This window comes from Vibrio sp. 16 (assembly GCF_963681195.1).
GTDB lineage: Bacteria > Pseudomonadota > Gammaproteobacteria > Enterobacterales > Vibrionaceae > Vibrio > Vibrio sinaloensis_D.
The window spans coordinates 2,124,380-2,145,936 of record NZ_OY808997.1; the positions used below are offsets into that span (position 1 = coordinate 2,124,380).

Here is a 21,557-nt window from a genome sequence, read left to right on the forward strand (position 1 = left end):
TAGGTCGCCTTGTCATTTATTGAGTCAGTGACTCTTCTAGTGCTCTCAAACAAAGAGCGACATTCTCCGATCTCGCTCCGTATCCCATGAGGCCGATACGCCAAGCTTTTCCTGCGAGAGCACCTAAGCCCGCGCCAATTTCTAGGTTATAAGTATCAAGCAAGTGACTACGCACTTTTACCTCGTCTACCCATTGAGGTACATAAATTGCGTTCAACTGAGGCAAGCGAGATTGCTCCTCAACAACAAATTCAAAACCTAGCTTCTCTAATCCAGCTTTTAGCTTTTCGTGCATCTCGCGATGGCGTTGCCAAGCATTTTCTAGCCCTTCATTTTGCAAAATGAGCAGTGATTCATGAAGCGCATAAAGGCTATTGACCGGCGCAGTGTGATGGTAGCTGCGCTTGCCTTCCCCGTTCCAGTACCCCAACACAAGGCTTTGATCAAGAAACCAACTCTGGACTGGTGTCTTTCTCGCTTGGATTTTATCAATGGCTGCTTGAGAGAGTGTCACTGGCGATAAACCTGGTACACACGACAAACATTTCTGGCTACCGGAATAAACCGCATCCAACTGCCACTCATCAACTTTTAGTGGAACGCCACCTAAAGACGTTACCGCGTCCACAATCGATAACACGCCGTGCTGCTTAGCGAGCTTACCTAGAGCCTCTGCATCACTGCAAGCACCTGTCGAGGTTTCAGCATGAACAAAAGCAAGAATCTTCGCATCTGGGTTGGCTTTCAGAGCCTGTTCCACTTTCTCTACCGAGACCGGTGCGCCCCACTCGTCGTCAACAAGCTCAACCACACCGCCTGCTCGGACGACGTTTTCTCTCATGCGCTCGCCAAATACGCCATTTCGACAAACAATTACTTTGTCACCTGGCTCAATCAAATTGACGAAGCAAGTTTCCATTCCTGCACTCCCGGGCGCAGAAACTGCAATCGTGAATTCATTTTCCGTTTGGAATGCATACTTAAGTAGCTGCTTGAGTTCATCCATCATCTTGATGAATAGAGGATCTAAGTGACCAACCGTTGGACGACTCAACGCCTGCAGCACTTGAGGTGAAATGTCCGAAGGTCCCGGTCCCATCAGGATGCGGTGAGGTGGAATAAAACTTTGAATCGTCATTGGCAGCTCCTTTTGCAAACTATTTTATTGTTCTGTTGAAGGTTATTGATTCACCTTAATCCAATTCAAACGCCTCAGCAATTAGCCCAAAGTCTTGAGGTCAAACCAGTGTCACAAGTTTGTTAATTTACCAAGAGCATAAAGTTACAAAATACCGTTGACATTGGTCACATAAAAACGTTCAATGCTGGATAGGTGGCGAATATTTATGCCACGCAACTTAAATTGTTGCAGAAGAGGAGCACTGCCCAGGTAGATGTGTCGTGGAACCACAATTCCGAGACAACACATTGAGGGGGAGCAGTGCCGAGGTAAACCAAAAGTGTGGTTTTGGTTTGTCGGTTGACTTGGGTTGAGTCCCATCAACTGTCATCAGCACAGCCTGATGATGAGCTTCTGAGGTCAATAGCATTTCAAAAATACCTCTTTTTCGCTCATTCTCTCTTCAAGCAAACATCGGATGTTGGGTTAACCCCCAGTTTTATTTTCAGGAAGTCGTGGGAGAAATGCCGTGGGCAGTTTCAATGTTGCTAAGTTTGGTGGGACAAGTGTTGCTAATTTTGAGGCGATGAGTCGCTGTGCAGCCATTATCGAATCAAACCCCAATACCAAATTAGTTGTTAGCAGTGCGTGTTCAGGTGTCACCAACCTATTGGTCGAGTTAGCCAATGGTGTGCAAGACCAAACACATCGAAGTGAGATATTAACCAAACTGGCTAAGATCCATAATGCTGTTTTGGACCAACTCGAAGATTCAACCCAGGCTGCAGCCGAGGTCTACACCATTCTAGATACGGTGACGAGCCTTGCAGAAGCCGCTTCAATCCAAGCGAGCCGTAAGCTCACAGACCACTTAGTCGCGTGTGGTGAGCTGATGTCGACTCACCTGCTTACCCAATTAATGAGAGAGCGAGGAATCGCCGCCACACGTTTCGATATTCGAGATGTACTGCGCACCGACAGCAACTTTGGCAAAGCAGAACCAGAGCTAGATAGCATCCGTCAGCTTGCCGAAGAAAAGCTCATTCCACTATGCCAAGAATCCGTAGTGATCACTCAAGGCTTTATCGGATCAGACGCAGAAGGCAATACCACAACCCTAGGTCGTGGCGGCAGTGACTACAGCGCCGCGCTGATTGCAGAGGCGGTTGAAGCGTCAGGCTTGGAAATCTGGACTGACGTTCCCGGTATCTACACTACCGATCCTCGTATCGCACCGAAAGCGTCTCCAATCCCAGAAATCAGCTTTAGCGAAGCCTCTGAGATGGCAAACTTTGGCGCGAAGATCTTACACCCATCGACTCTCGTTCCGGCACTGCGTCATGATATTCCAGTTTTTGTCGGCTCATCAAAAGAGCCAGAAAAGGGCGGGACTTGGATTCGCCATCAAGTGGAGAGCTCACCGCTATTTCGTGCATTAGCCCTTCGCTGCAACCAGACAATGGTGACACTACGCAGCGCAAAAATGTTCCACGCATACGGTTTTTTAGCCCGTGTTTTTGAGATTCTAGCCAAGCACAAGATATCGGTGGATTTAATCACGACTTCCGAGATTAGCGTTTCGTTAACATTGGATCAAACTGATACCTCAGGCGGTGCGCCTCAGCTGCCGGAAGCCGCTCGTATTGAGTTAGAGGAGCTATGTAGCGTCGACGTCGAGCACAACTTATGTCTGGTTGCGCTAATCGGCAACAACATGAGTGAGAGTAAAGGCTACGCGAAGCAAGTCTTTGGCACATTAGAAGACTTCAATCTACGCATGATCTGTTACGGTGCAAGTCCGCACAACCTCTGCTTCTTAGTGCATGAGTCCGTCTCAAAGCAAGCCATCCAAAAGCTGCACACTGAGTTGTTTGAGGGCTAAGAAAAACAAAAGGTTGGCACTACGCCAACCTTTTTCTATTCAAGCCAAATATAGGGGATTACTCGCCCGCCACCTTCATAGATTCAAGCAATATAGAACCCGTTTGAATTTGTGAACGCGTTTCCACATCATTACCGACAGCGACAATGTTCTGGAACATCTGCTTAAGATTGCCAGCAATGGTAATTTCTGACACAGGATATTGAACTTGACCATTCTCCACCCAGAAGCCTGCCGCACCACGAGAATAATCGCCTGTCACGATATTGACACCTTGGCCCATGGTCTCTGTGACCAATAAGCCTGTGCCTAGCTCTTTCAGCATTTGTTCGAAATTCTGCCCCGTTGATTGCACATACCAGTTATGAATACCACCAGCATGGCCTGTTGGCGTCATATCCATTTTACGTGCGGCGTAGCTCGTTAGCAGATACGTCGCTAGCACACCATCGGTAATGATCTCTCGGTCTTGGGTGAAGACGCCTTCACTATCAAAGGGACTAGAGGCAAGACCACGCAGTACATGAGGCTTTTCTGCGATGTTAAACCAATCAGGCAGAACCTTTTCACCCAGTTGATCGAGCAAGAATGAGGATTTGCGGTATAAGTTGCCACCACTGATCGCCATCACCAAATGACCAATCAGACCGGTTGCCACATCTGCAGCAAACATGATCGGGTATTGACCCGTTCTAAGCTTTTGCGCATCCAAACGACTGATGGTTTTTTCTGCCGCTTTTAGCCCTACCGCTTCAGGAGACCAAAGATCATCTTTATGACGTGACAAGGTGTAGTCGTAATCTCGCTCCATCTCACCATTAGCGCCCTGACCAATCACACAGCAACTTGTACTGTGACGGCTCGAAGCATAACTCGCCAGTAAACCATGGCTATTGCCATATACCTTCAGTCCATAATGGCTATCGTAACTCGCACCATCGCTTTGTTTAATTTTGTCGCTGTACTCAAGCGCCGCTTTCTCAGCGGCAATGGCGACCTGAGCGGCATAATCTGGATCAGGCGTGTCTGGGTGGAATAGATCCAAATCTGGGATCTCTTTGACCATCAACTCTTTAGGCGCAGGACCAGCATAAGGATCTTCGGAGGTATACTGAGCAATATCGAGCGCAGCCAATACGGTTTGTTGAATCGCTTTTTCACTTAAGTCAGAGGTTGATGCACTGCCCTTACGTTGACCACGGTAAACCGTAATGCCCAATGCACCATCACTGTTGAATTCCACATTTTCCACTTCACACATGCGAGTAGAGACACTTAGGCCAGTAGTTTTCGTGATCGCGACTTCTGCACCATCAGACTTCTCTGCCGCCATCTCTAACGCTTTAGCGACTGCGGCTTCTAACTCAACGCGCTGTTGAACAACTTGCTCTCTTACGTCCATATCAACTTAGTTCTAAAGATTTGTTCTCTCTAGGATAACAAGAATTTCGCTTTCTCCCCACGATTCTTGTTAAAATAGAGAAATAGATGGTCAAATTAAGGCAGAGAAATGGCACGTAAAAACCAAAAAGCGCCATGGGAAGAGGAAGAAGAAATCATCTGGGTAAGTAAGACCGAGATGAAACGCGACATGGAAGAGCTGCAGCAGTTAGGTGAAGAGCTCGTGAGCCTAAAACCTTCTGTGCTGGAAAAGTTTCCGCTTAGCGAAGATCTCGCAGAAGCGATCAAAGATGCGCAACGATTCAAAAACGAAGCGCGTCGCCGCCAACTGCAATACATTGGCAAATTGATGCGCTTTGAAGATCCTGAGCCACTGCAAGCCGCGTTAGACAAGGTTCGCAATAAGCACTCACAAGCAACAGCGCACCTGCATAAGCTAGAGCAGTTGCGTGACCGCATTGTCGAAGAGGGTGATGCGGCCATTAGCGATGCAATGGAACTCTATCCAAACGCAGATCGCCAGCGCCTGCGTCAACTTGCTCGCCAAGCGGCAAAAGAGAAAAAAGCCGGTAAGCCTGCGAAATCTTACCGCGAAATCTTCCAAGTTCTAAAAGCGCTGAGCGACGAAGAAGTTTAGCACCAAATACAAAAAGGATTGATGCTCTCACATCAATCCTTTTTCTTTAAGTCCTCTATTCGCCTGCTCTGACAAACTCACTCAATGCTTGGTTACTGTGGTGAGACACGAGCTGTTCAACGCCTGCTGCCACTTCCACTCGCCCGTTGGCAACAAAGATAAAATCGGAGCCAATGGCTTTAGCGTCACTGATGTGGTGCGTCACCATCAGCACGGTGATATTTCTCTCTTTGGCTAGCTTTGCCACCAGCGATAACATTTCTTCACGTAAGATAGGATCGAGTGCGGAAAACGGCTCATCGAGCAACCAAACTGGGTGAGATTGAACAAAGCAGCGCGCCAAGGCGACTCGTTGACGCTGTCCGCCAGATAACTGCTCTGGCAATCGGTCAAGATAGTCAGCCACGCCCACTTGATCCGCCGCCAACTCCACCTTCCGTTGCTGCTCATCACTGAGCTTTAGTCCAGGGTGCAAACCAAGCCCAATATTTTGTCTGACGGTCAGGTGAGCAAATAGGTTGTGTTCCTGAAATAACATCGCAAAAGGTCGCCGGTGCGGATCTAGACCAACAATGTCACGCCCTTCCACGCTAATCGAACCACTGACTGGCTCAATGAATCCCGCCACTAATGCCAGTAACGTCGACTTGCCCGCCCCACTTGGTCCCATCAAGGCAGTGATCGAACCTTGCTCAACGGAAACATCAAAATGAAACAACTCGTTGTGGTAGTAATAATCCACTTCAGTCAGAGATAACATGATTGACCTTTTTGTTCGCTTTAAACAACGTTTCGATGAGCGTGAAACAGCCAACGCTGAGAAGAAGCAATGTCAGGGAAACGACCGCCGCCGCATCCATCTGATAGCTTCCCAGCAACTGGAACAGATAGAGGGGTAGAGTGCGAAATTCTTGGCTACCAAACAGGGCAATCGCGCTCAGATCGCCAATCGCAAACATGAAGCTAATAGCAAATGCGTGCGCCATCGGCTTTTTAAGCGCCCGCCACTCAACCACTTTAAACCGTTGCCACCCTTTCATCCCAAGGCTTGCACACACATACTGATACTGTTGCTCGACCTGTAGCATCGGCTGAGAGAGCGTTTTAATCACATAGGGAAGCCCCATCAGCGCGTTCACCGCCACGACCACCACAAAAGCCAGACTGAATACATCCGTAAATGAGCGCAACAACAAAAACAACCCAGTCGAAACAACCAAACCAGGGGTGACCAAAATAATGGTGCCGATCAGTTCAATATGATCCGCTTGCCGCGCTCGAGCATTAAGCCGGAGTCGACGACTGGTGATCAAGATAGTAATACCCGCTAACAAAGCGATCATACTCGCTAGGGTCGCCACTTTCAGCGATGCCCACAGTGCATGCCAAAAACGCGGATCTGTAAAGACTTGGATCGCATGGCTATTGATACCGCTGACAATGACCATCGCCAAAGGAGGCAGAACCAATATGGCGGCGAGCCCAATCCAACTGTAATCCCACACTTTGTTGCGCCAATGATTACCGGCTAAATAGGGGTTGTTCGTAGTACTCACGGAGCTTACTGATATCGGTTTACCCAAACGCTGAATGATCAGCGCCATAATGCCACAAAGCGTCATCTGCCAAATGGCCAATAGCGCACCGGCTTGCAAATCGAAATCAAATTTGATCGCTTGATAGATGGCGAGTTCAATGGTCGTCGATTTTGGTCCGCCACCAAGCGCCATTACGGTCGCAAAACTGGTAAAGCAAAGCATAAACACTAAACCACAAACATGAGCAAGCTGCTGCTTCATGCGTGGCCACTCAACCCAAAAAAACTTTTGCCACGCCCCCATGCCAAGATGCGCACAGAGTTTGTGCTGTTCTTCGGGGATGGACTCTAAAGATTGCAGTAAAAGCCGACTCGCATAGGGCAAATTAAAAAACAGGTGCGCCAGTAAAATACCGTTCAAACCATAAATCGAAAAAGGCAGTTTGCTATCAAAGTAGGCAAAACCATCGGCCAGTAAACCACTATTGCCATAAATGGCAAGCAAGCCAAATACGCCGACTAAGACAGGCAATACCAACGTGGTTGCGAACAGTTTCAACAACAGGTTTTTACCCAGAAATTGACGACGAGAAAGCGCGTGAGCTACTGGTATGGCGAGCCCAACACTTAACAGCGTCGAGAGAAAAGATTGGTAAAAACTGAACTTGGTAACGTGGCGATAGTAGGGGTCTTGCCACACCTGAGCAAGATTTAAAGAGGGCGCTTCAATCAGTAAAGCGGCTAAGGCTGAAATAACAAAGGTCGCGATAAACATCGCGACCCATAAGCCTATCTTGGGAATGCTACGCAAGAAATACCCTTAGAACGTCAGCGCACTTTGCCATTCACGGATCCAAGTTTTACGGTTTTCCGCAACTTTATCCGCACTGAAGCTCAATGCCTTGTTTGGCACAGTCAAGGTTTCAAATCCTTGTGGTAACTCTACGCTTGTTACTGGGTACATCCAGTTACCCGTTGGCATCACAGATTGGAACTCATCACTGAGAATGAATGCCATAAATTGATCTGCAAGAGCCTGATTATTCGATCCTTTCACCTTTGCTGCCACTTCAACTTGCGTGTAGTGACCTTCCGCAAAATCGGCTGCAGCAAACTTCGCATCCCCTTCAGCGATCAAGTGATACGCAGGTGAGGTGGTGTAAGAGAGAACCAAATCAGACTCCCCTTCTAAGAACATGGAGTACGCTTCTGACCATCCCTTAGTCACAGTGACGGTCTTCTTCGCAAGATTTTGCCATGCTTGAGTCGCTTCATCACCATACACCGACTTCATCCACAACATCAGACCTTGACCCGGTGTTGAGGTACGCGGGTCTTGATAAATCACCTTTAAGTCATCACGAGAATCCACCAACTCTTTGAGGCTTTTTGGTGGATTCGCGAGTTTTTCTTTGTTGTAGACAAACGCAAAATAGCCGTAATCGTAAGGGACAAAAGTGCTATCGTTCCAACCATTTGGCAGTGTCACTGAAGTCGTATCGACACTGTGCTCAGCGAGTAGGCCTGTCTTTTTTGCTTCCGCCATCAAGTTGTTGTCTAAACCAAGAACGATGTCAGCTTTGCTGTTCTCCCCTTCTAGACGTAGGCGGTTAAGGATAGAGACACCGTCGTCTAGCGCGACAAAGTTCACGTCACAACCGCATTGAGCTTCAAAAGCTTTTTCGACTTTAGGACCTGGGCCCCAATCGGCTGCGAAAGAGTCATAAGTGTAAACCGTCAGCGCTTTTTCTGCGGCGGTAACGGAAAATGAAGATAGTGTGGCCAACGCAACTGCGCTGAATGAAATGGTGCTCAGAGTGGTTTTCACTGCTCGCTCTCTCCTTGTTGAGCGGCACAGGTTTGAGGGACAATTGAAATGAAAATCAGCATGTCCTAACTCAATTCCTACGCCAGCATTATCTGGTTCAGGTCTACGGGTCCCGCACACTTACCGCTACATGGTAAGGGTTCGATCTCAGCTTCATTGACTCAATGAATAGCTCCCCGATGAGTATCGGCTTGATTGTAATAGTTATGAGACTCAATAGCTAGAGTCGTTCCTCTCACCATCAATCTCGGTGATCATATCCCCAGCGAGGAACCAAACCTTGTTCCACACCCAGATGATCCAAAATACGAGCGACCATAAAATCGATCAAATCCTCAATCGACTTGGGCTGATGATAAAAACCGGGCGCCGCTGGCATGATCGTAACGCCCATTTGGGACAATTTGTGCATATTCTCAAGGTGTAACGTCGAGAACGGGGTTTCACGAACAACCAACAATAGTTGACCGCGCTCCTTCATCACCACATCGGCTGCGCGTTCAATCAGATTATCAGACATGCCGTGGGCGATCGCTGCCACACTGCCTGCAGAGCAAGGGCAAACCACCATCTGCTTCGGCGCCGCAGAGCCCGACGCCACCGGAGAGAACCAATCGTCCTTACCACAGACAATCAGTTTGTCAGCGTCACACTTTAGGTGTTCGACCAACGCTTGCTTGGCCGACTCAGGGTTTGCAGACAACTTTAGGCCGTGCTCTGTGGCTAACACAACGCGGGCAGCTGAGGAGATCAAAAGAAAAACTTGGTAGTCGGCAGCGATCAAGCACTCTAGCAGGCGCAGCCCATAAGGCGCACCAGATGCCCCCGTGAAGGCCAATGTGATCGCTTTCTGTTTATTGTTCATTGAATGCATACTTCTTTGCTAATTTGCTTTGTTCGCCAATTGGTCGAGTAATTTACCGTGAATGCCTTCAAAGCCACCGTTACTCATCACCAGAATCTGATCGCCGGTCTGAGCCTCAGCAACTATCATCTCGACAAGCGCATCGACATCTTTAGATGTCCAAGCGGGTTGAGTGCATTGCTGTGCCACATCCTCCACAGACCAATCAATGGAGTCAGGCTGATAGAGGAATACAGAATCAGCGGCGCGCAAAGATGCAGCCAGTGTCTCTTTATGGACACCGCGCTTCATGGTTGCACTGCGTGGCTCAAGTACGGCAAGAATTCGACGTGGACCTACCTTGTTACGTAAGCCACCCAAAGTGAGTTCAATCGCCGTTGGATGATGGGCAAAGTCATCGTAAACCGTCACGCCTGCGATTTCTCCCTTACATTCCAGACGTCGCTTCGTATTGATGAACTTTCCGAGCGCGTCACAAGCAAGATCTGGCGTTACACCGACGTGCCTTGCTGCTGCAATAGCCATAAGAGCGTTGTCGACATTATGATCGCCCACCAAACTCCAACGCACTTCCCCAACTTGGTTGCCTTGGAAGAAAACCTTGAAGTGAGAACCATCATTCACCACTTTTTCTGCTTGCCAGTCACCCTGCTCGCCACTGGACTCCGTTTCGCTCCAGCAGCCACGCTCGAGCACATCGGCTAAAGCCTTATCTTGTTTCGGAGCAAAGATACGGCCATTGCCCGGCACAGTTCGTACTAAATGGTGAAATTGACGCTTAATCGCTTCAAGATCATCAAAAATATCTGCGTGATCGAACTCTAGATTATTCATCACTAACGTGCGCGGGTGGTAGTGGACAAACTTAGAACGCTTATCGAAAAAAGCACTGTCATATTCATCTGCTTCCACAACAAAAAACATACTTTCGCCCAATCGAGCAGAAACGCCAAAATTGCCGAGTACGCCACCAACTAAGAATCCAGGCTGGTAACCGCAGGCTTCCAAGATCCAAGCTAGCATACTTGATGTAGTGGTTTTACCGTGCGTGCCTGAGACCGCTAGAACCCAGCGATCGTGCAACAAAAACTCTTGTAGCCATTGCGGTCCAGAGGTGTAACGCAGATTAGTATTTAGTACGTGCTCGACACATGGGTTGCCGCGACTCATCGCATTACCTATCACCACAAGGTCTGGCGCAGGTTCAAGCTGGGAAGGGTCAAATCCTTCTATAATTTCAATACCTTGAGATTCAAGTAGAGTGCTCATCGGCGGGTAAACGTTGGCATCGCTCCCCGTTACTTTATGACCAAGTTGACGAGCTAACACTGCAGCACCACCCATAAATGTGCCGCAAATCCCCAAGATATGAATATGCATAAACTGACCCTGTTTCAGGCAAATAATAGTGGACTCATTATGGCGATAAAGCCTTAAAAAGCGAACAACTTTGATCACTGTATGACACAAGCCTTACTCAACCGCACACTCCGTGTACAGCTTGATTCCAGCCAAACGAGCCATGAAAACACAGTAAAGAGTCGACAAATAAATTGAGATCTCAAGCAGTTAGTTCATTACCAATAAAAAGATCCTGCTCTTACACTTAGCTCAGGCATTTCGAAACGATCCAAATAGAGATCATCCATGCCACATCCCCCACTATTTAGAAGCGACTTTTAAGGAATAACCATGTCTGGAATGCGCACCCTTGGCGAGTTCATTGTTGAAAAGCAAGCGGACTTCCCCCACGCTAGCGGTGATCTATCATCCCTACTTTCTTCAATTCGCCTTGCTGCAAAAATTGTAAACCGTGAAATCAACGCCGCAGGCCTTGGTGACATTACAGGTGCAGTCGGGACAGAAAATGTCCAAGGTGAAGATCAGCAAAAGCTCGATGTCTACGCCAACGAGAAGTTTAAAGCAGCGCTAGAAGCACGCGACCAAGTTTGTGGTGTTGCGAGTGAAGAAGAAGACGAAGCAGTAGCGTTTAATAAAGAACTCAACAAAAACGCAAAATATGTTGTGCTGATGGACCCTCTTGATGGTTCGTCAAACATCGACGTGAACGTTTCAGTGGGTACGATTTTCTCTATCTACCGTCGTGTTTCACCGATTGGCACTCCGCCAACCGAAGAAGATTTCCTGCAACCTGGTCACAAACAGGTTGCGGCTGGTTACGTGATCTATGGCTCGTCGACCATGTTGGTATACACCACTGGTAACGGAGTTAACGGTTTCACTTATGACCCATCACTTGGCACATTCTGCTTGTCACATGAAAACATGATGATCCCAGAAGACGGCACCATTTACTCCATTAACGAAGGAAACTACATTCGCTTCCCAATGGGTGTGAAAAAGTACATCAAGTACTGCCAAGAAAATGCGCCAAGCGAGAAGCGCCCTTACACGTCGCGCTACATCGGCTCGCTGGTCGCGGACTTCCACCGCAATCTACTCAAGGGTGGTATTTACCTCTACCCAAGCACGCAAAGTCACCCAAGCGGCAAACTGCGCTTACTATACGAATGTAATCCAATGGCTTACATCATCGAGCAAGCTGGTGGTGTAGCATCAGACGGCGTGAATCGCATTATGGACATCAAACCTACCGAACTACACCAGCGTGTACCGTTTTTCGTTGGCTCGAAGAACATGGTGAAAAAGGTTGAGGAGTTCCTCGAGCTCAATCGAGACGACGATCAATAACCTTCTCCAAAGGCGCTCATCGAGCGCCTTTTCTTTATTCATACATGAATAATCTGATTTTCTTGAGCAAAGTCTCGCCGCAAATATTTACAAAAAACCGAGTTTAGCAGTAAGGTATTTTGGTTAAATTTCAGCCCATACTTAGACAAAAAGGAACTTTAGCAATGAGCTTAAACGACGTACCAGCAGGCAAATCTCTACCCGATGACATCTATGTTGTGATTGAAATTCCCGCCAATGCTGATCCGATAAAATACGAAGTCGACAAGGATTCTGGCGCGGTATTTGTCGACCGATTCATGTCTGCCCCGATGTTCTACCCATGTAACTACGGTTACGTAAACCACACGCTATCACTCGATGGTGATCCGGTAGACGTACTCGTACCAACACCGCACCCGCTGATGCCAGGTTCAGTGATTCGCTGTCGTCCAGTCGGCGTTTTGAAAATGACCGATGAATCAGGAGAAGACGCTAAAGTCGTCGCCGTGCCACACTCCAAACTGTCAAAAGAGTACGACCACATTCAAGATGTGGGCGATATTCCTGAGCTACTTAAAGCGCAAATCATGCACTTCTTTGAGCGTTATAAAGAGCTTGAATCAGGCAAGTGGGTGAAAGTCGATGGTTGGGAAGACGTCGCTGCCGCTCGCCAAGAAATTTTAGAATCTTACGAAAGAGCGCAAAAATAGCGCCCTCAAAACACAAAAAAGTCCGCACATAGCGGACTTTTTCTTTTTGCGTCAACACTCCCAGACACATCTAGATGCGTTGGCACCAGTCCCCTGAAGCCAACAAGCTATCCAACTGGCTGGTATCTTGATAGAGGTAGATCCAAGCGCGACCAAATGGCGTGTCTATTTGCTCACGGCGGTACTCAACCGGCACATCTTCAAGCACATCAATTTTAGCCAAGGTGTCGTCATCAATAAGGTATACCTCACCAACGATTGAGCTGTGCCCTGCTGTGACCGCTGGGTAAGCCCCCAAGTCATACAATGCATACTCTGGCAAAGTTTCATGTTGGCCAAGAAACTCCGCCGAATCTAAGAAGCTTTGATTGCTTTGACCTTTGCGCAAGGTACCGTAAACAAATAATAAGTGTTGCATTGTCTGTCCCTAACTTAGCTATCTTTCAAATCTAGTCGAACTCAAACTGATAAAGCAAGTCGACCGCGCTACTGACCCCTGTTACAGCCTCGACATAGAGATCTTTCATCAGTCGATAACGTACCGTAAATTCGCCAACAGAATCAAAGATGCCAACGCCATATTTGACCTGTAACCCAGGTAATACATACCCACTAACCGTCACCTGCGAGTCCTCACCCGAGCCTGCCGTATCAAGTTGAAGGTCCTGCACACCAAACGCTTCACCAATCTCACCGACGACACGACCACTCTGAGCAAGGCTCAAACCAATTAAAGTGGTTGTCATGGCGTTGCCACCTGATTCGCCATCAATGTCCTGCCCTCGCAGCAAATAGGACAGCGCGTTGGCTTGTGGCATCGCGGGATCAGAGAAAATCGTCACGACCGGTTCAGTCGCAGGCCCCGTCACTTTGACCCCTGCGGTAACATCATCTCGGGTATTGTCCGGATTGCGAATCGCCTTAATTTGAACATAAGGTTGATCGACGGGTCCATTCATCAAGATCTTACCTTGCTCGATTATCAAGTCTTGACCAAACGAACGGTACGAACCCTCAACGATGTTGACTTCGCCAGTGATAAACGGCCCCTTATCTCGCTGCGCGACATTAAGTTTGCCTATCAAGCCGCCCTCAAGGCCAAACGCCGATAACTTAAAGTCATCGCCAATGGAAATGTTGATGTCCGTTTCCACCGCAAACGGAATACTCGAGTTGATATTTTCCGGTTGTAAGTCATTGTTAAGAATAACTTGATCCTTAGACACACCTATCGCACTTGGTGGCAGCTCTTCAACTACGATACGCCCCCAAGGCAGCGCAATGTCACCTTCAATCTTGGCGTATTTAGGGGACGCAGAAATCGTCATATCTGGCACCACCTTGATCGCAACCATAGGCGGTACATCAACTTTCAATTCGGTCGCAAAAACACGTAAATGACTGCGCCAGTCTTGCAGATCGAGCCAATCAGCATCACCCGTTAATTGCAATGTGCCATCTGGCGTATTCAGCGCCGACGTTAAAGTCGCTTGATACCCGTTAAAGTTGACTTTCAACTCTCCCGAATCAATCTGAACTGGAGAGATTTCGCCTTGGAGGAGAATATCGTCAACGAGGAATTGCCCTTCGACCTTGGGTTGCAATAGCGGCCCAGTGAATGCGAGATCGGTACTGATGCTCGATTTCAACTGGCTGTATTGACCAAGCAACGGCGAAAGAAAATCCAAATCAAAGGTCGTTAAGATCAACTTGCCATCAAGCTGCTTGTCATCCACAGCGACATTAGGAATCATCGCTTGGCCAGAAACATCACCGTTGTCGGTAATATCAATCAGCCAATCAGCCTGCAAGCGATCTTGTTTGAGCGTGGCATTGAGCTTGATTGTTTCCCAACCGATCGTCAGTGGCACTTCAAGATCTTGGGTTACGCCCCCCTCAGGAAGCTCGACCGACGCGTTAACCTCTGGTGATTGTCCTTCACGCCACTTCGCCCAAACCTGAGCGTTAACTTGACCTTCTAATGAGGTCCCCTCTGGGATAAAGCCCTCAAGCTGCGTGAAATCAAACTGTTTCAGGCTTAGGCTTGCTTCACCATCTTTACCTACGTCAATATTGTCGTTTAAGCAAAGTGATGAATCCGCTTGCAACCAACAATGCGCAGCCACCGCGACACGTTGAGTCGCCATATCAAAGCCTATCTCCGTCGACTTTTCCAATGCCCACTCACCTTGCTCGCTAGATAACTGCATACGCTCCAGCGCACCATTCCACGCGATATCCGGCTTGTCCGTTAACGTGCCAGCAAGGGCAAGACTGGTTGATGCAATATTTGAAATGACGTCCAACGTTAAACGGTGAGATTGCTGCGAACCATTAAAACGCAGCTCAACATCATCAATCACATAGTCTTGATAACTGGCACTCTTCACAACCAAACTCAAATCGCCACTCGGAGCTGGCAATGGTGTGATCTCACCTTTCAGGGTGATGTGCTGCACCTGCGCTTGCTGTTGCCAATCAACGGAATCAATATCTAACGCCAATGAAACGTCGGGCTCTTTGAGCGGTCCGCGCAATCTTACATCGCCAATCGCTTTGCCCTTTAAGTCAGGGACCGACTTGGCCAGCTCCGGGAGATCGAGTGATAAATCCATGCGCCAAGTATCATTGAGCGTACCTTTTGCATGAATATTATTGGGGCCATGAGATAGCACGAGTCCAGGCGTATCGATATTAAACTCGCCTTTGCCTTTCATATCGGAGGCGTTCAATGTGCCTTCAATATTCAGTGGGTAGTCACGCAGTACGCCATCAATATCTAGCTGGCTCACTGCCACTTGCCAACCACCCGCTTCGGTAAGAGAGCCCGTTGTTGACACTAAACCGCTAATATCACCTTCCGCTTCTTGCCACTGCAAACCAGGCTGGATATGAGTGAGAGAGAGGTTTGCCGCCCAATTGATTGGTTGCTGCCAATTGGCCATGACATCCCCAAAGATGGAGCCCCCGAGCGTTTTAAGTAGAATGGAACGCAACGTTATCTGCTCTAAGTTACCGGAGCCTTCAACGCTTAGATCAAGATCGGGTAGATCTTTACCTTGGATAACGGTCGCCAACTTAACATCATAGCCTTTTAATGAGCCTTGAGTTTCTAACGTTTTAAGATCGACAAAGTAGTCACCTTGTCCATGTAATGGCCACTGCACCTTACCTTTCTCGATGGCAACATCGAACGGTAGATCCGGCTCCAATGGCTGCAATGTGGCTTGAATATCTGCGCTTGCCAAACCAGACAGTGACGCATCCAAGCTAAGATCAGCGATGCTTCCTTTTGCAGACAATGATAAGTGTTGACCTTTTGCCGTCTCTTCTTTCACCGTCGCTTGCAAGTTCAAGTTAAGCGGATATCCCTGATTCAACGTAATTTTACTGTTGAGGGTAGCCTCGACTTCAGGCATGTCGAGCTCTAACGTTGAGATCGTCACTTGAGATGCCGATGCCTTAGCCTCCAACCCTAAATGATGGACAATAACGGGCGTTTCCTGCTTGAGTTCAAAGTCATGGATATCAATACGCACAATATCCATCTGCAATGGCAGCACGACTGCAGGCAATTCAATGGTTGCGGGTTCTGCGGGTGTAGGCGGCGGTGTGACTGGCTGATCCTCTGACTCGGCCAGTTCTACATTAATGCCACTTAACAGGGTTTTGTTTAAACGCAGCTTATTGCCTTGAAAAAACAGGCCAGTCGAGAAACGTTGCCAGTCAATTTTGTTACCAAGGACATCTAGCGTTATATCACTCAATGCAATTCGAGAAATACGAATCGGCACCGGGGTTGAGATTTTCCCAGTTGCGGTCGATTGCGGCTCTGGCTCGGTTGATGGCGCGCTGTCCGGCCTGGAAAAGGTCAAGCCATCAATGGCTATCTCATCAATGCAGACGCTCGGCTCTGTAAAACAGGTTGGGTTAATCGCCAGCGTAACCGAACGTATCTGGGTGTCCACACCCAAATCGGGATCATTAAATGCAACTTGCTTTAACGTAAAATGTGGGAAAAGAGCTCCCTGATAAGAGGCGACTTTAAGCTGAGGAACAAATTTCTCTGCCGCCCATAACGCTGCACCTAGACCGGGTTGCGTAAAGAGCAAAAAACTCACGGCTAAGATTAGCGTCAATACGAATCCTAGCAGAGAAAACGATAGCCATTTCGACCACTTTAATACGACTTTGGTCATAGTTCAGGCCCCAAGGTAAAGTGCACTTTGAATCGTTTATCTGGATCTTCATCAAGACCCCAAGCAAAATCTAATCGAATCGGTCCCACTGGTGATGCCCAGCGAACACCAAAACCTGTCCCTCGTTTGAATTCAGGTGATTCATTGAACGCATCACCGTAGTCATAAAACAGAGCGCCCCACCAATCGCCATAGACACGATATTGATACTCTAATGACGTGGTGACCATGTATTTCGCACCGGTCAGAGCATTACTTTCATCTCGGGGAGAGATAGATTCAAATCCGTAACCACGCAAGTTGTTGTCACCACCCGCGAAGAAGCGAAGTGACGGCGACAGTTTCTCGAACTCTTCCGCCACGTTTGCCCCGCCATCAATTCTGAACAAGCCACGATGGTTCTTTCCTGCACTGCGTATCCATGTCATGCCACCTTGAAAACGTGCCACTCTGGTTTCAGAAAAGACACTTGGATCGCCATATTCAAGAGTAAAACTTTGTCTGTCTCCCCACATCGGCATCGACCCACCTCGAATTCGGCTACGTGAGAAGGAAATACCAGGCAACACAAATTGAGCGGTATCATCTTGCAAACCTTGCTCGTAGTTTTCGATCAAGTAGCGAACAAATACCGTTCTATGCCAGCCATTATCAAGAATCCAGTGGCGCTCCACAGCCAAGTTGGATTCCAGACTTTTTGTGTCTCGATTATCGAGGTTCTTCATTCCATATTGAATGCGGTAGTAGTCTTTCAAGACGTCATCTAGCGGAATACGATAGCCTGCGGTAATGGTTTGCTCTGGCTTAGAAAGAGAGATACTGCTGTCGAAGCTGTGGCCACGATCGTTCACCCAAGGCTTTTTCCACTTTAGCGATCCTCGCACGCCCACATCGGTGGAGTACCCCAAACCCGTCTCGAGTTTGTTGCGAGCTTGCGGCGCGAGAGAGATCTTCATTGGCAGCTCTCTTCCTTCACCGAGCTTAGACAGATCAGGCTCAACAAACACAGACGAAAACCAGTCGGTGTTAGACAAGTTCTGGTTATATTCTCCGACTTGCGACACTAAGTATTCATCCCCTTCTTCGTAAGGCGAAAGAGATTGCACACGCTCGAGCTCAATTTGACTGCCAGTAATCGTACTCGCCCCCGAAGTGGTAACGAATTCCGCTATCAAAATGGAGACGCACAAACGCCTTGCGCACTCCGGGAGCGACCTCAAGGCGACTTAAGGTGTAGTCCCCTTCAAAATAGCCTTTCTGCAACGCCAAATTGCGGATTTTAGACTTCAACCCATCATACAAACTGTGGTTTAGCCGCTCCCCTTTTTTCAGGCCGCTGTTTTTGATCAGAGCAATGAAATCGGGATCATCTTTTGCTTCGCCAGTGATTTGAATATCGACTTCCGTCAAACGTATCGAATGCCCGCGATCGACAATAACGATCAGCTCATCGCCCTCAGGAGAGACTTCAAAAGTAAAGGTAGGATGGTAATAACCAACGGCACTGAGTGCTTCGATAATGTTTCGCTTTACTCGTGCCTGGAAGCGCAAACTTGTGTCGTAATCTTTTTCAGGGATTGAAGATAAGTAAGCATCTACATTGTCTTTCACCGATCCCTTCAACCCCTCAATCGTAAGATCCACATCATTTGCCAATGCGGTAGGAGAGAGAAGAAGCGCAATCAAAACTGGTAAAGGTTTACGTAACATGCTTAATTATCTTTCTATATCAGGTTAGGGAATAATACCGCCTGAAAATGGATAAGTCTGTATGAAAACAGTCAATTGGTCGGTCTGTTTAATAAATTTAATCGACAAGGAAATAACGATGCTCGACAAACAAACTATGATTTCCGCGCAAGACGCACTGCCTGGCCGCGAAACGCCACTGCCACTTGACGACATTCACTTCGTCAATCAAAGCAGTATGACATCAGAGCCAGAGCAAGGTTGCGAAAAAATTGTTCTCGGTATGGGCTGTTTCTGGGGCGCTGAACGTTTGTTTTGGCAACTTGATGGCGTGGTCAATACTTCGGTTGGCTATGCTGGTGGCTTCACAAAGAATCCAACTTACGAAGAAGTGTGTAGCGGTCAAACTGGTCACACCGAGGTGGTACGTGTTGTATTTGATCCCACAGTGATCTCGCTCACTGCGTTACTCGAGACATTTTGGGAACGTCATGACCCTACTCAAGGTATGCGCCAAGGTAATGATCGTGGCACACAATACCGCTCAGCTATTTACGTTTACAGCGACGAGCAATATCAAACCGCCATGCAGTCAAAACAACGCTACCAAGAGTTACTGGGTGATCAGCATTCGCCAATTACCACTGAGATTCTACCAGCAGGTCCTTATTACTACGCAGAAAACTACCACCAGCAATATCTGGCTAAAAATCCGAACGGCTATTGTGGGCTTGGGGGAACCGGAGTCTGCTTCCCTCCAGAAAAGTAAAGACCTCGACACAACCGCCTATCGAAATGGGCGGTTTTTATGCAGGTAGCGCTAAAATGGCTTGGTTGATCTGTTTATAGGCTTCCAGTTTGACTGGGTTATTCACATCTGGCAGAAGCACTTTGCCGTTATCAAACGAAAACTCCCCAATACCAGCGATAACAAACTTTCCTTTAAACAGTGTCTTAACGAATCGCGCCACCTGATGCGGGCGATAACGGGTAAATTCACGTAGCATAACCACTCCAATATTCCTTCGTGATACTGCTTTTATGCAGTTAAGCTCTTATCCTTAGAGCTCAGGCCATTATAAAGCACTTTCGGTGAATTAATACGGTTTTTACAAAAGTTTGGACCATTTCACTCCATCAACGCCGAGCACAACACTTTTTCAAATTTCGGTATATACTTTTTGCGCTTACCAAAAGGAAGATAACAATGAAAAACAAAACTCTACTCGCTCTCGCGATCGCATGCTCTCCAATGCTGGCGATGGCACACAACATCACACTTGGCCAAACCGTTCCGGCAGTCAATGTCGATAGCCATGGTGAAATTATCATTCAAGGTGATGACGCAAGCTACCAAACATGGACAAGCCAAGATCTGGTCGGCAAAGTCCGTGTCATTCAAGCTATTGCAGGACGCAGCAGCGCAAAAGAAATGAATGCCCCACTTATGGCGGCAATTACCGCAGCAAAGTTTCCCTCTGAGAGCTACCAAACCACGTCCATCATCAACCAAGATGATGCCATTTGGGGCACCGGCTCTTTCGTTAAATCATCAGCAGAAGACAGCAAGAAGGAATTCCCATGGTCGTCTATGGTATTAGATGAGGAAGGTAACGTAGCCAAGACATGGCAATTGGCGGAAGAGTCCTCGGCGATCATCGTTCAAGATAAACAAGGAAAAGTGCTGTTTGTAAAAGAAGGCGCTTTAAGTGATTCCGATATCCAACAAGTACTTGGACTCATCAAAGATAACATCTAATCACAAATTGGATTTAGCGTTGTATAAGGAATTGTTATAGTATAACAGTTCCTTTTTTCTCGGTCTGTTGTTGTGCTTACATCTCGCAAGATTTCACTACCATCTCCTGCTATCGCGCTCTTTGGCGTCATGCTGCTGTGGATGAACTTTGCGTTTATTCAGCACCAATACGATCTCGCCCCTTCCCATCATCAAGAGCATCATTGTGAGCTGTTTTCATCTGTTCATCACGCGATAAGCAGTGCGGATCTAAAAACAGAAAACGTATCACTTCCCGATCGCTTTGAACGACAGCCAAGTTATCAATATCAAGCACCTTCGATTGTCGTCTATCGAGCGCGTTCACCACCTACTCAATCCCTCGTTTAGTTACTCAGCTCTCAGATAGGGAGCAATCTTTATTACTATGCCAATATCCAGAGCCATAATAATTCTGGAATAGGCGCAACGACACTTAGGATTGAAAATGTACAAATTATCACCAATTGCCGCGCTCATCGCTGTTACTGTTAGCCACGTTGCGATCGCTGAAGAAGGATTTCGTCAACATGAAGCGCATGTTCATGGCGAAGTTGAGCTAAACATTGCCCAAGACGGGAAAGAGCTACTGATGGAAATCACTGCACCCGGTGCCGACGTAGTTGGTTTTGAGCATGCTCCAAAAAATGACGAGCAGAAGAAAATCCTAGCCGATGCTGTAGCAACACTTAATCAAGCAAACTCCGTATTTACATTAAGCGCGGCGGCTGGCTGTCACGTTGAACATGTTGCCGTGACTCATACATTGGGTAAAGAGAGTGATCATCACGACCATGATGAACACAAGCATGATGACCATCATGATCATGACCACGACGAGCACAAGCACGACGACCATCACGATCATGACCACGATGAGCACAAGCACGATGACCATCACGATCATGACCACGATGAACACAAGCATGACGACCATCATGACCACGACGAGCACAAGCACGACGATCATCATGATCATGACCACGAGCATTCGGGACATGGTGAGTTCACAGTGGAGTACCACTACCACTGCGACAATATCACCAAGCTTGAAGCCATAGACACGGCTTGGTTTAAACAATTCCCAGCAACAGAAGCGTTGAAAGTCAACGTATTGACTGACACCAAGCAAGAAGCGCTTCGCCTACAACCTAAACGTACAGAGATCTCTCTATAAGGTTTACAGTGGCTTGGCATCGGTCAAGCCACTGACGCCAT

The 21,557-nt window shown here is 47.8% G+C and carries 18 protein-coding genes, 1 pseudogene and 2 riboswitches; of the genes and pseudogenes, 8 read left to right on the plus strand and 11 right to left on the minus strand.

What is annotated here, in order from left to right:
* Positions 1-16 precede the first annotated feature (16 nt).
* Positions 17-1,138, minus strand: a complete 1,122-nt coding sequence (locus U9J37_RS09595; RefSeq protein WP_005472694.1) for a pyridoxal-phosphate-dependent aminotransferase family protein — start codon at positions 1,136-1,138, stop codon at positions 17-19.
* Positions 1,139-1,364: 226 nt separating this feature from the next.
* A riboswitch (Lysine riboswitch) is annotated at positions 1,365-1,542 on the plus strand.
* 107 nt (positions 1,543-1,649) lie between these two features.
* Between U9J37_RS09595 and lysC the strand changes: the two genes are divergently transcribed.
* A complete protein-coding gene (lysC, locus tag U9J37_RS09600; RefSeq protein WP_005472651.1) occupies positions 1,650-3,002 on the plus strand; it encodes a lysine-sensitive aspartokinase 3 in 1,353 nt (450 codons plus the stop codon).
* Between the two features lie 58 nt (positions 3,003-3,060).
* On the opposite strand, the gene pmbA is transcribed toward lysC, so the two are convergent.
* Positions 3,061-4,404, minus strand: coding sequence for a metalloprotease PmbA (gene pmbA / locus U9J37_RS09605; RefSeq protein WP_005472772.1), 1,344 nt, complete (start codon positions 4,402-4,404; stop codon positions 3,061-3,063).
* A gap of 108 nt (positions 4,405-4,512) precedes the next feature.
* Here pmbA and yjgA point away from each other — a divergent pair, with 108 nt between their 5' ends.
* On the plus strand, positions 4,513-5,040 hold the full coding sequence (yjgA, locus tag U9J37_RS09610; RefSeq protein ID WP_005472738.1) for a ribosome biogenesis factor YjgA: 528 nt from the start codon (positions 4,513-4,515) through the stop codon (positions 5,038-5,040).
* Between the two features lie 55 nt (positions 5,041-5,095).
* Here the strand turns inward: yjgA and thiQ are convergent, their stop codons facing one another.
* The 5 genes from thiQ to mpl form a co-directional block, all read right to left on the minus strand.
* Complete coding sequence (gene thiQ, locus U9J37_RS09615; protein WP_005472679.1) at positions 5,096-5,800, minus strand: thiamine ABC transporter ATP-binding protein; 705 nt, start codon at positions 5,798-5,800, stop codon at positions 5,096-5,098.
* On the minus strand, positions 5,784-7,388 hold the full coding sequence (gene thiP, locus U9J37_RS09620) for a thiamine/thiamine pyrophosphate ABC transporter permease ThiP (protein WP_043887022.1): 1,605 nt from the start codon (positions 7,386-7,388) through the stop codon (positions 5,784-5,786). Before thiP ends, thiQ begins: the two co-directional genes overlap by 17 nt.
* Before the next feature lie 9 nt (positions 7,389-7,397).
* Positions 7,398-8,405 carry a thiamine ABC transporter substrate binding subunit gene (gene thiB, locus U9J37_RS09625; protein ID WP_005472657.1) on the minus strand — a complete coding sequence of 336 codons (1,008 nt, stop codon included), beginning with the start codon at positions 8,403-8,405 and terminating at the stop codon, positions 7,398-7,400.
* Between the two features lie 57 nt (positions 8,406-8,462).
* Positions 8,463-8,594, minus strand: a riboswitch (TPP riboswitch).
* Between the two features lie 52 nt (positions 8,595-8,646).
* The gene (locus tag U9J37_RS09630) at positions 8,647-9,270 is read right to left on the minus strand and encodes a flavin prenyltransferase UbiX (RefSeq protein WP_005472692.1); all 624 of its coding nucleotides are present in this window, start codon (positions 9,268-9,270) and stop codon (positions 8,647-8,649) included.
* 18 nt (positions 9,271-9,288) lie between these two features.
* Positions 9,289-10,650 carry a UDP-N-acetylmuramate:L-alanyl-gamma-D-glutamyl-meso-diaminopimelate ligase gene (gene mpl, locus U9J37_RS09635; RefSeq protein ID WP_005472643.1) on the minus strand — a complete coding sequence of 454 codons (1,362 nt, stop codon included), beginning with the start codon at positions 10,648-10,650 and terminating at the stop codon, positions 9,289-9,291.
* Between the two features lie 312 nt (positions 10,651-10,962).
* Between mpl and fbp the strand changes: the two genes are divergently transcribed.
* A complete protein-coding gene (fbp, locus tag U9J37_RS09640; RefSeq protein ID WP_005472641.1) occupies positions 10,963-11,982 on the plus strand; it encodes a class 1 fructose-bisphosphatase in 1,020 nt (339 codons plus the stop codon).
* Positions 11,983-12,146: 164 nt separating this feature from the next.
* A complete protein-coding gene (gene ppa, locus U9J37_RS09645; protein WP_005472667.1) occupies positions 12,147-12,674 on the plus strand; it encodes an inorganic diphosphatase in 528 nt (175 codons plus the stop codon).
* 70 nt (positions 12,675-12,744) lie between these two features.
* On the opposite strand, the gene U9J37_RS09650 is transcribed toward ppa, so the two are convergent.
* The 3 genes and pseudogenes from U9J37_RS09650 to U9J37_RS09660 form a co-directional block, all read right to left on the minus strand.
* A complete protein-coding gene (locus U9J37_RS09650) occupies positions 12,745-13,092 on the minus strand; it encodes a gamma-glutamylcyclotransferase family protein (RefSeq protein WP_005472696.1) in 348 nt (115 codons plus the stop codon).
* A gap of 31 nt (positions 13,093-13,123) precedes the next feature.
* The gene (locus U9J37_RS09655) at positions 13,124-16,873 is read right to left on the minus strand and encodes an autotransporter assembly complex protein TamB (protein WP_005472706.1); all 3,750 of its coding nucleotides are present in this window, start codon (positions 16,871-16,873) and stop codon (positions 13,124-13,126) included.
* Positions 16,870-18,583 (minus strand): annotated as a pseudogene (locus U9J37_RS09660) (autotransporter assembly complex protein TamA). Before U9J37_RS09660 ends, U9J37_RS09655 begins: the two are co-directional and overlap by 4 nt.
* Before the next feature lie 118 nt (positions 18,584-18,701).
* On the opposite strand from U9J37_RS09660, the gene msrA reads away from it, so the two are divergent.
* Positions 18,702-19,331 carry a peptide-methionine (S)-S-oxide reductase MsrA gene (gene msrA / locus U9J37_RS09665; RefSeq protein ID WP_005472781.1) on the plus strand — a complete coding sequence of 210 codons (630 nt, stop codon included), beginning with the start codon at positions 18,702-18,704 and terminating at the stop codon, positions 19,329-19,331.
* A 37-nt stretch (positions 19,332-19,368) separates the two neighbouring features.
* Here the strand turns inward: msrA and U9J37_RS09670 are convergent, their stop codons facing one another.
* Complete coding sequence (locus U9J37_RS09670; RefSeq protein WP_005472658.1) at positions 19,369-19,569, minus strand: DUF1107 family protein; 201 nt, start codon at positions 19,567-19,569, stop codon at positions 19,369-19,371.
* 200 nt (positions 19,570-19,769) lie between these two features.
* Here U9J37_RS09670 and U9J37_RS09675 point away from each other — a divergent pair, with 200 nt between their 5' ends.
* The 3 genes from U9J37_RS09675 (at position 19,770) to zrgA (ending at position 21,516) form a co-directional block, all read left to right on the plus strand.
* Positions 19,770-20,321 (plus strand): YtfJ family protein, encoded by a 552-nt coding sequence (locus U9J37_RS09675; protein ID WP_005472683.1) that lies wholly within the window; start codon positions 19,770-19,772, stop codon positions 20,319-20,321.
* Positions 20,322-20,393: 72 nt separating this feature from the next.
* Complete coding sequence (locus tag U9J37_RS09680) at positions 20,394-20,690, plus strand: DUF2607 family protein (RefSeq protein WP_232280826.1); 297 nt, start codon at positions 20,394-20,396, stop codon at positions 20,688-20,690.
* 97 nt (positions 20,691-20,787) lie between these two features.
* Positions 20,788-21,516 (plus strand): zinc uptake protein ZrgA, encoded by a 729-nt coding sequence (gene zrgA, locus U9J37_RS09685; protein ID WP_005472724.1) that lies wholly within the window; start codon positions 20,788-20,790, stop codon positions 21,514-21,516.
* Positions 21,517-21,557: the final 41 nt, after the last annotated feature.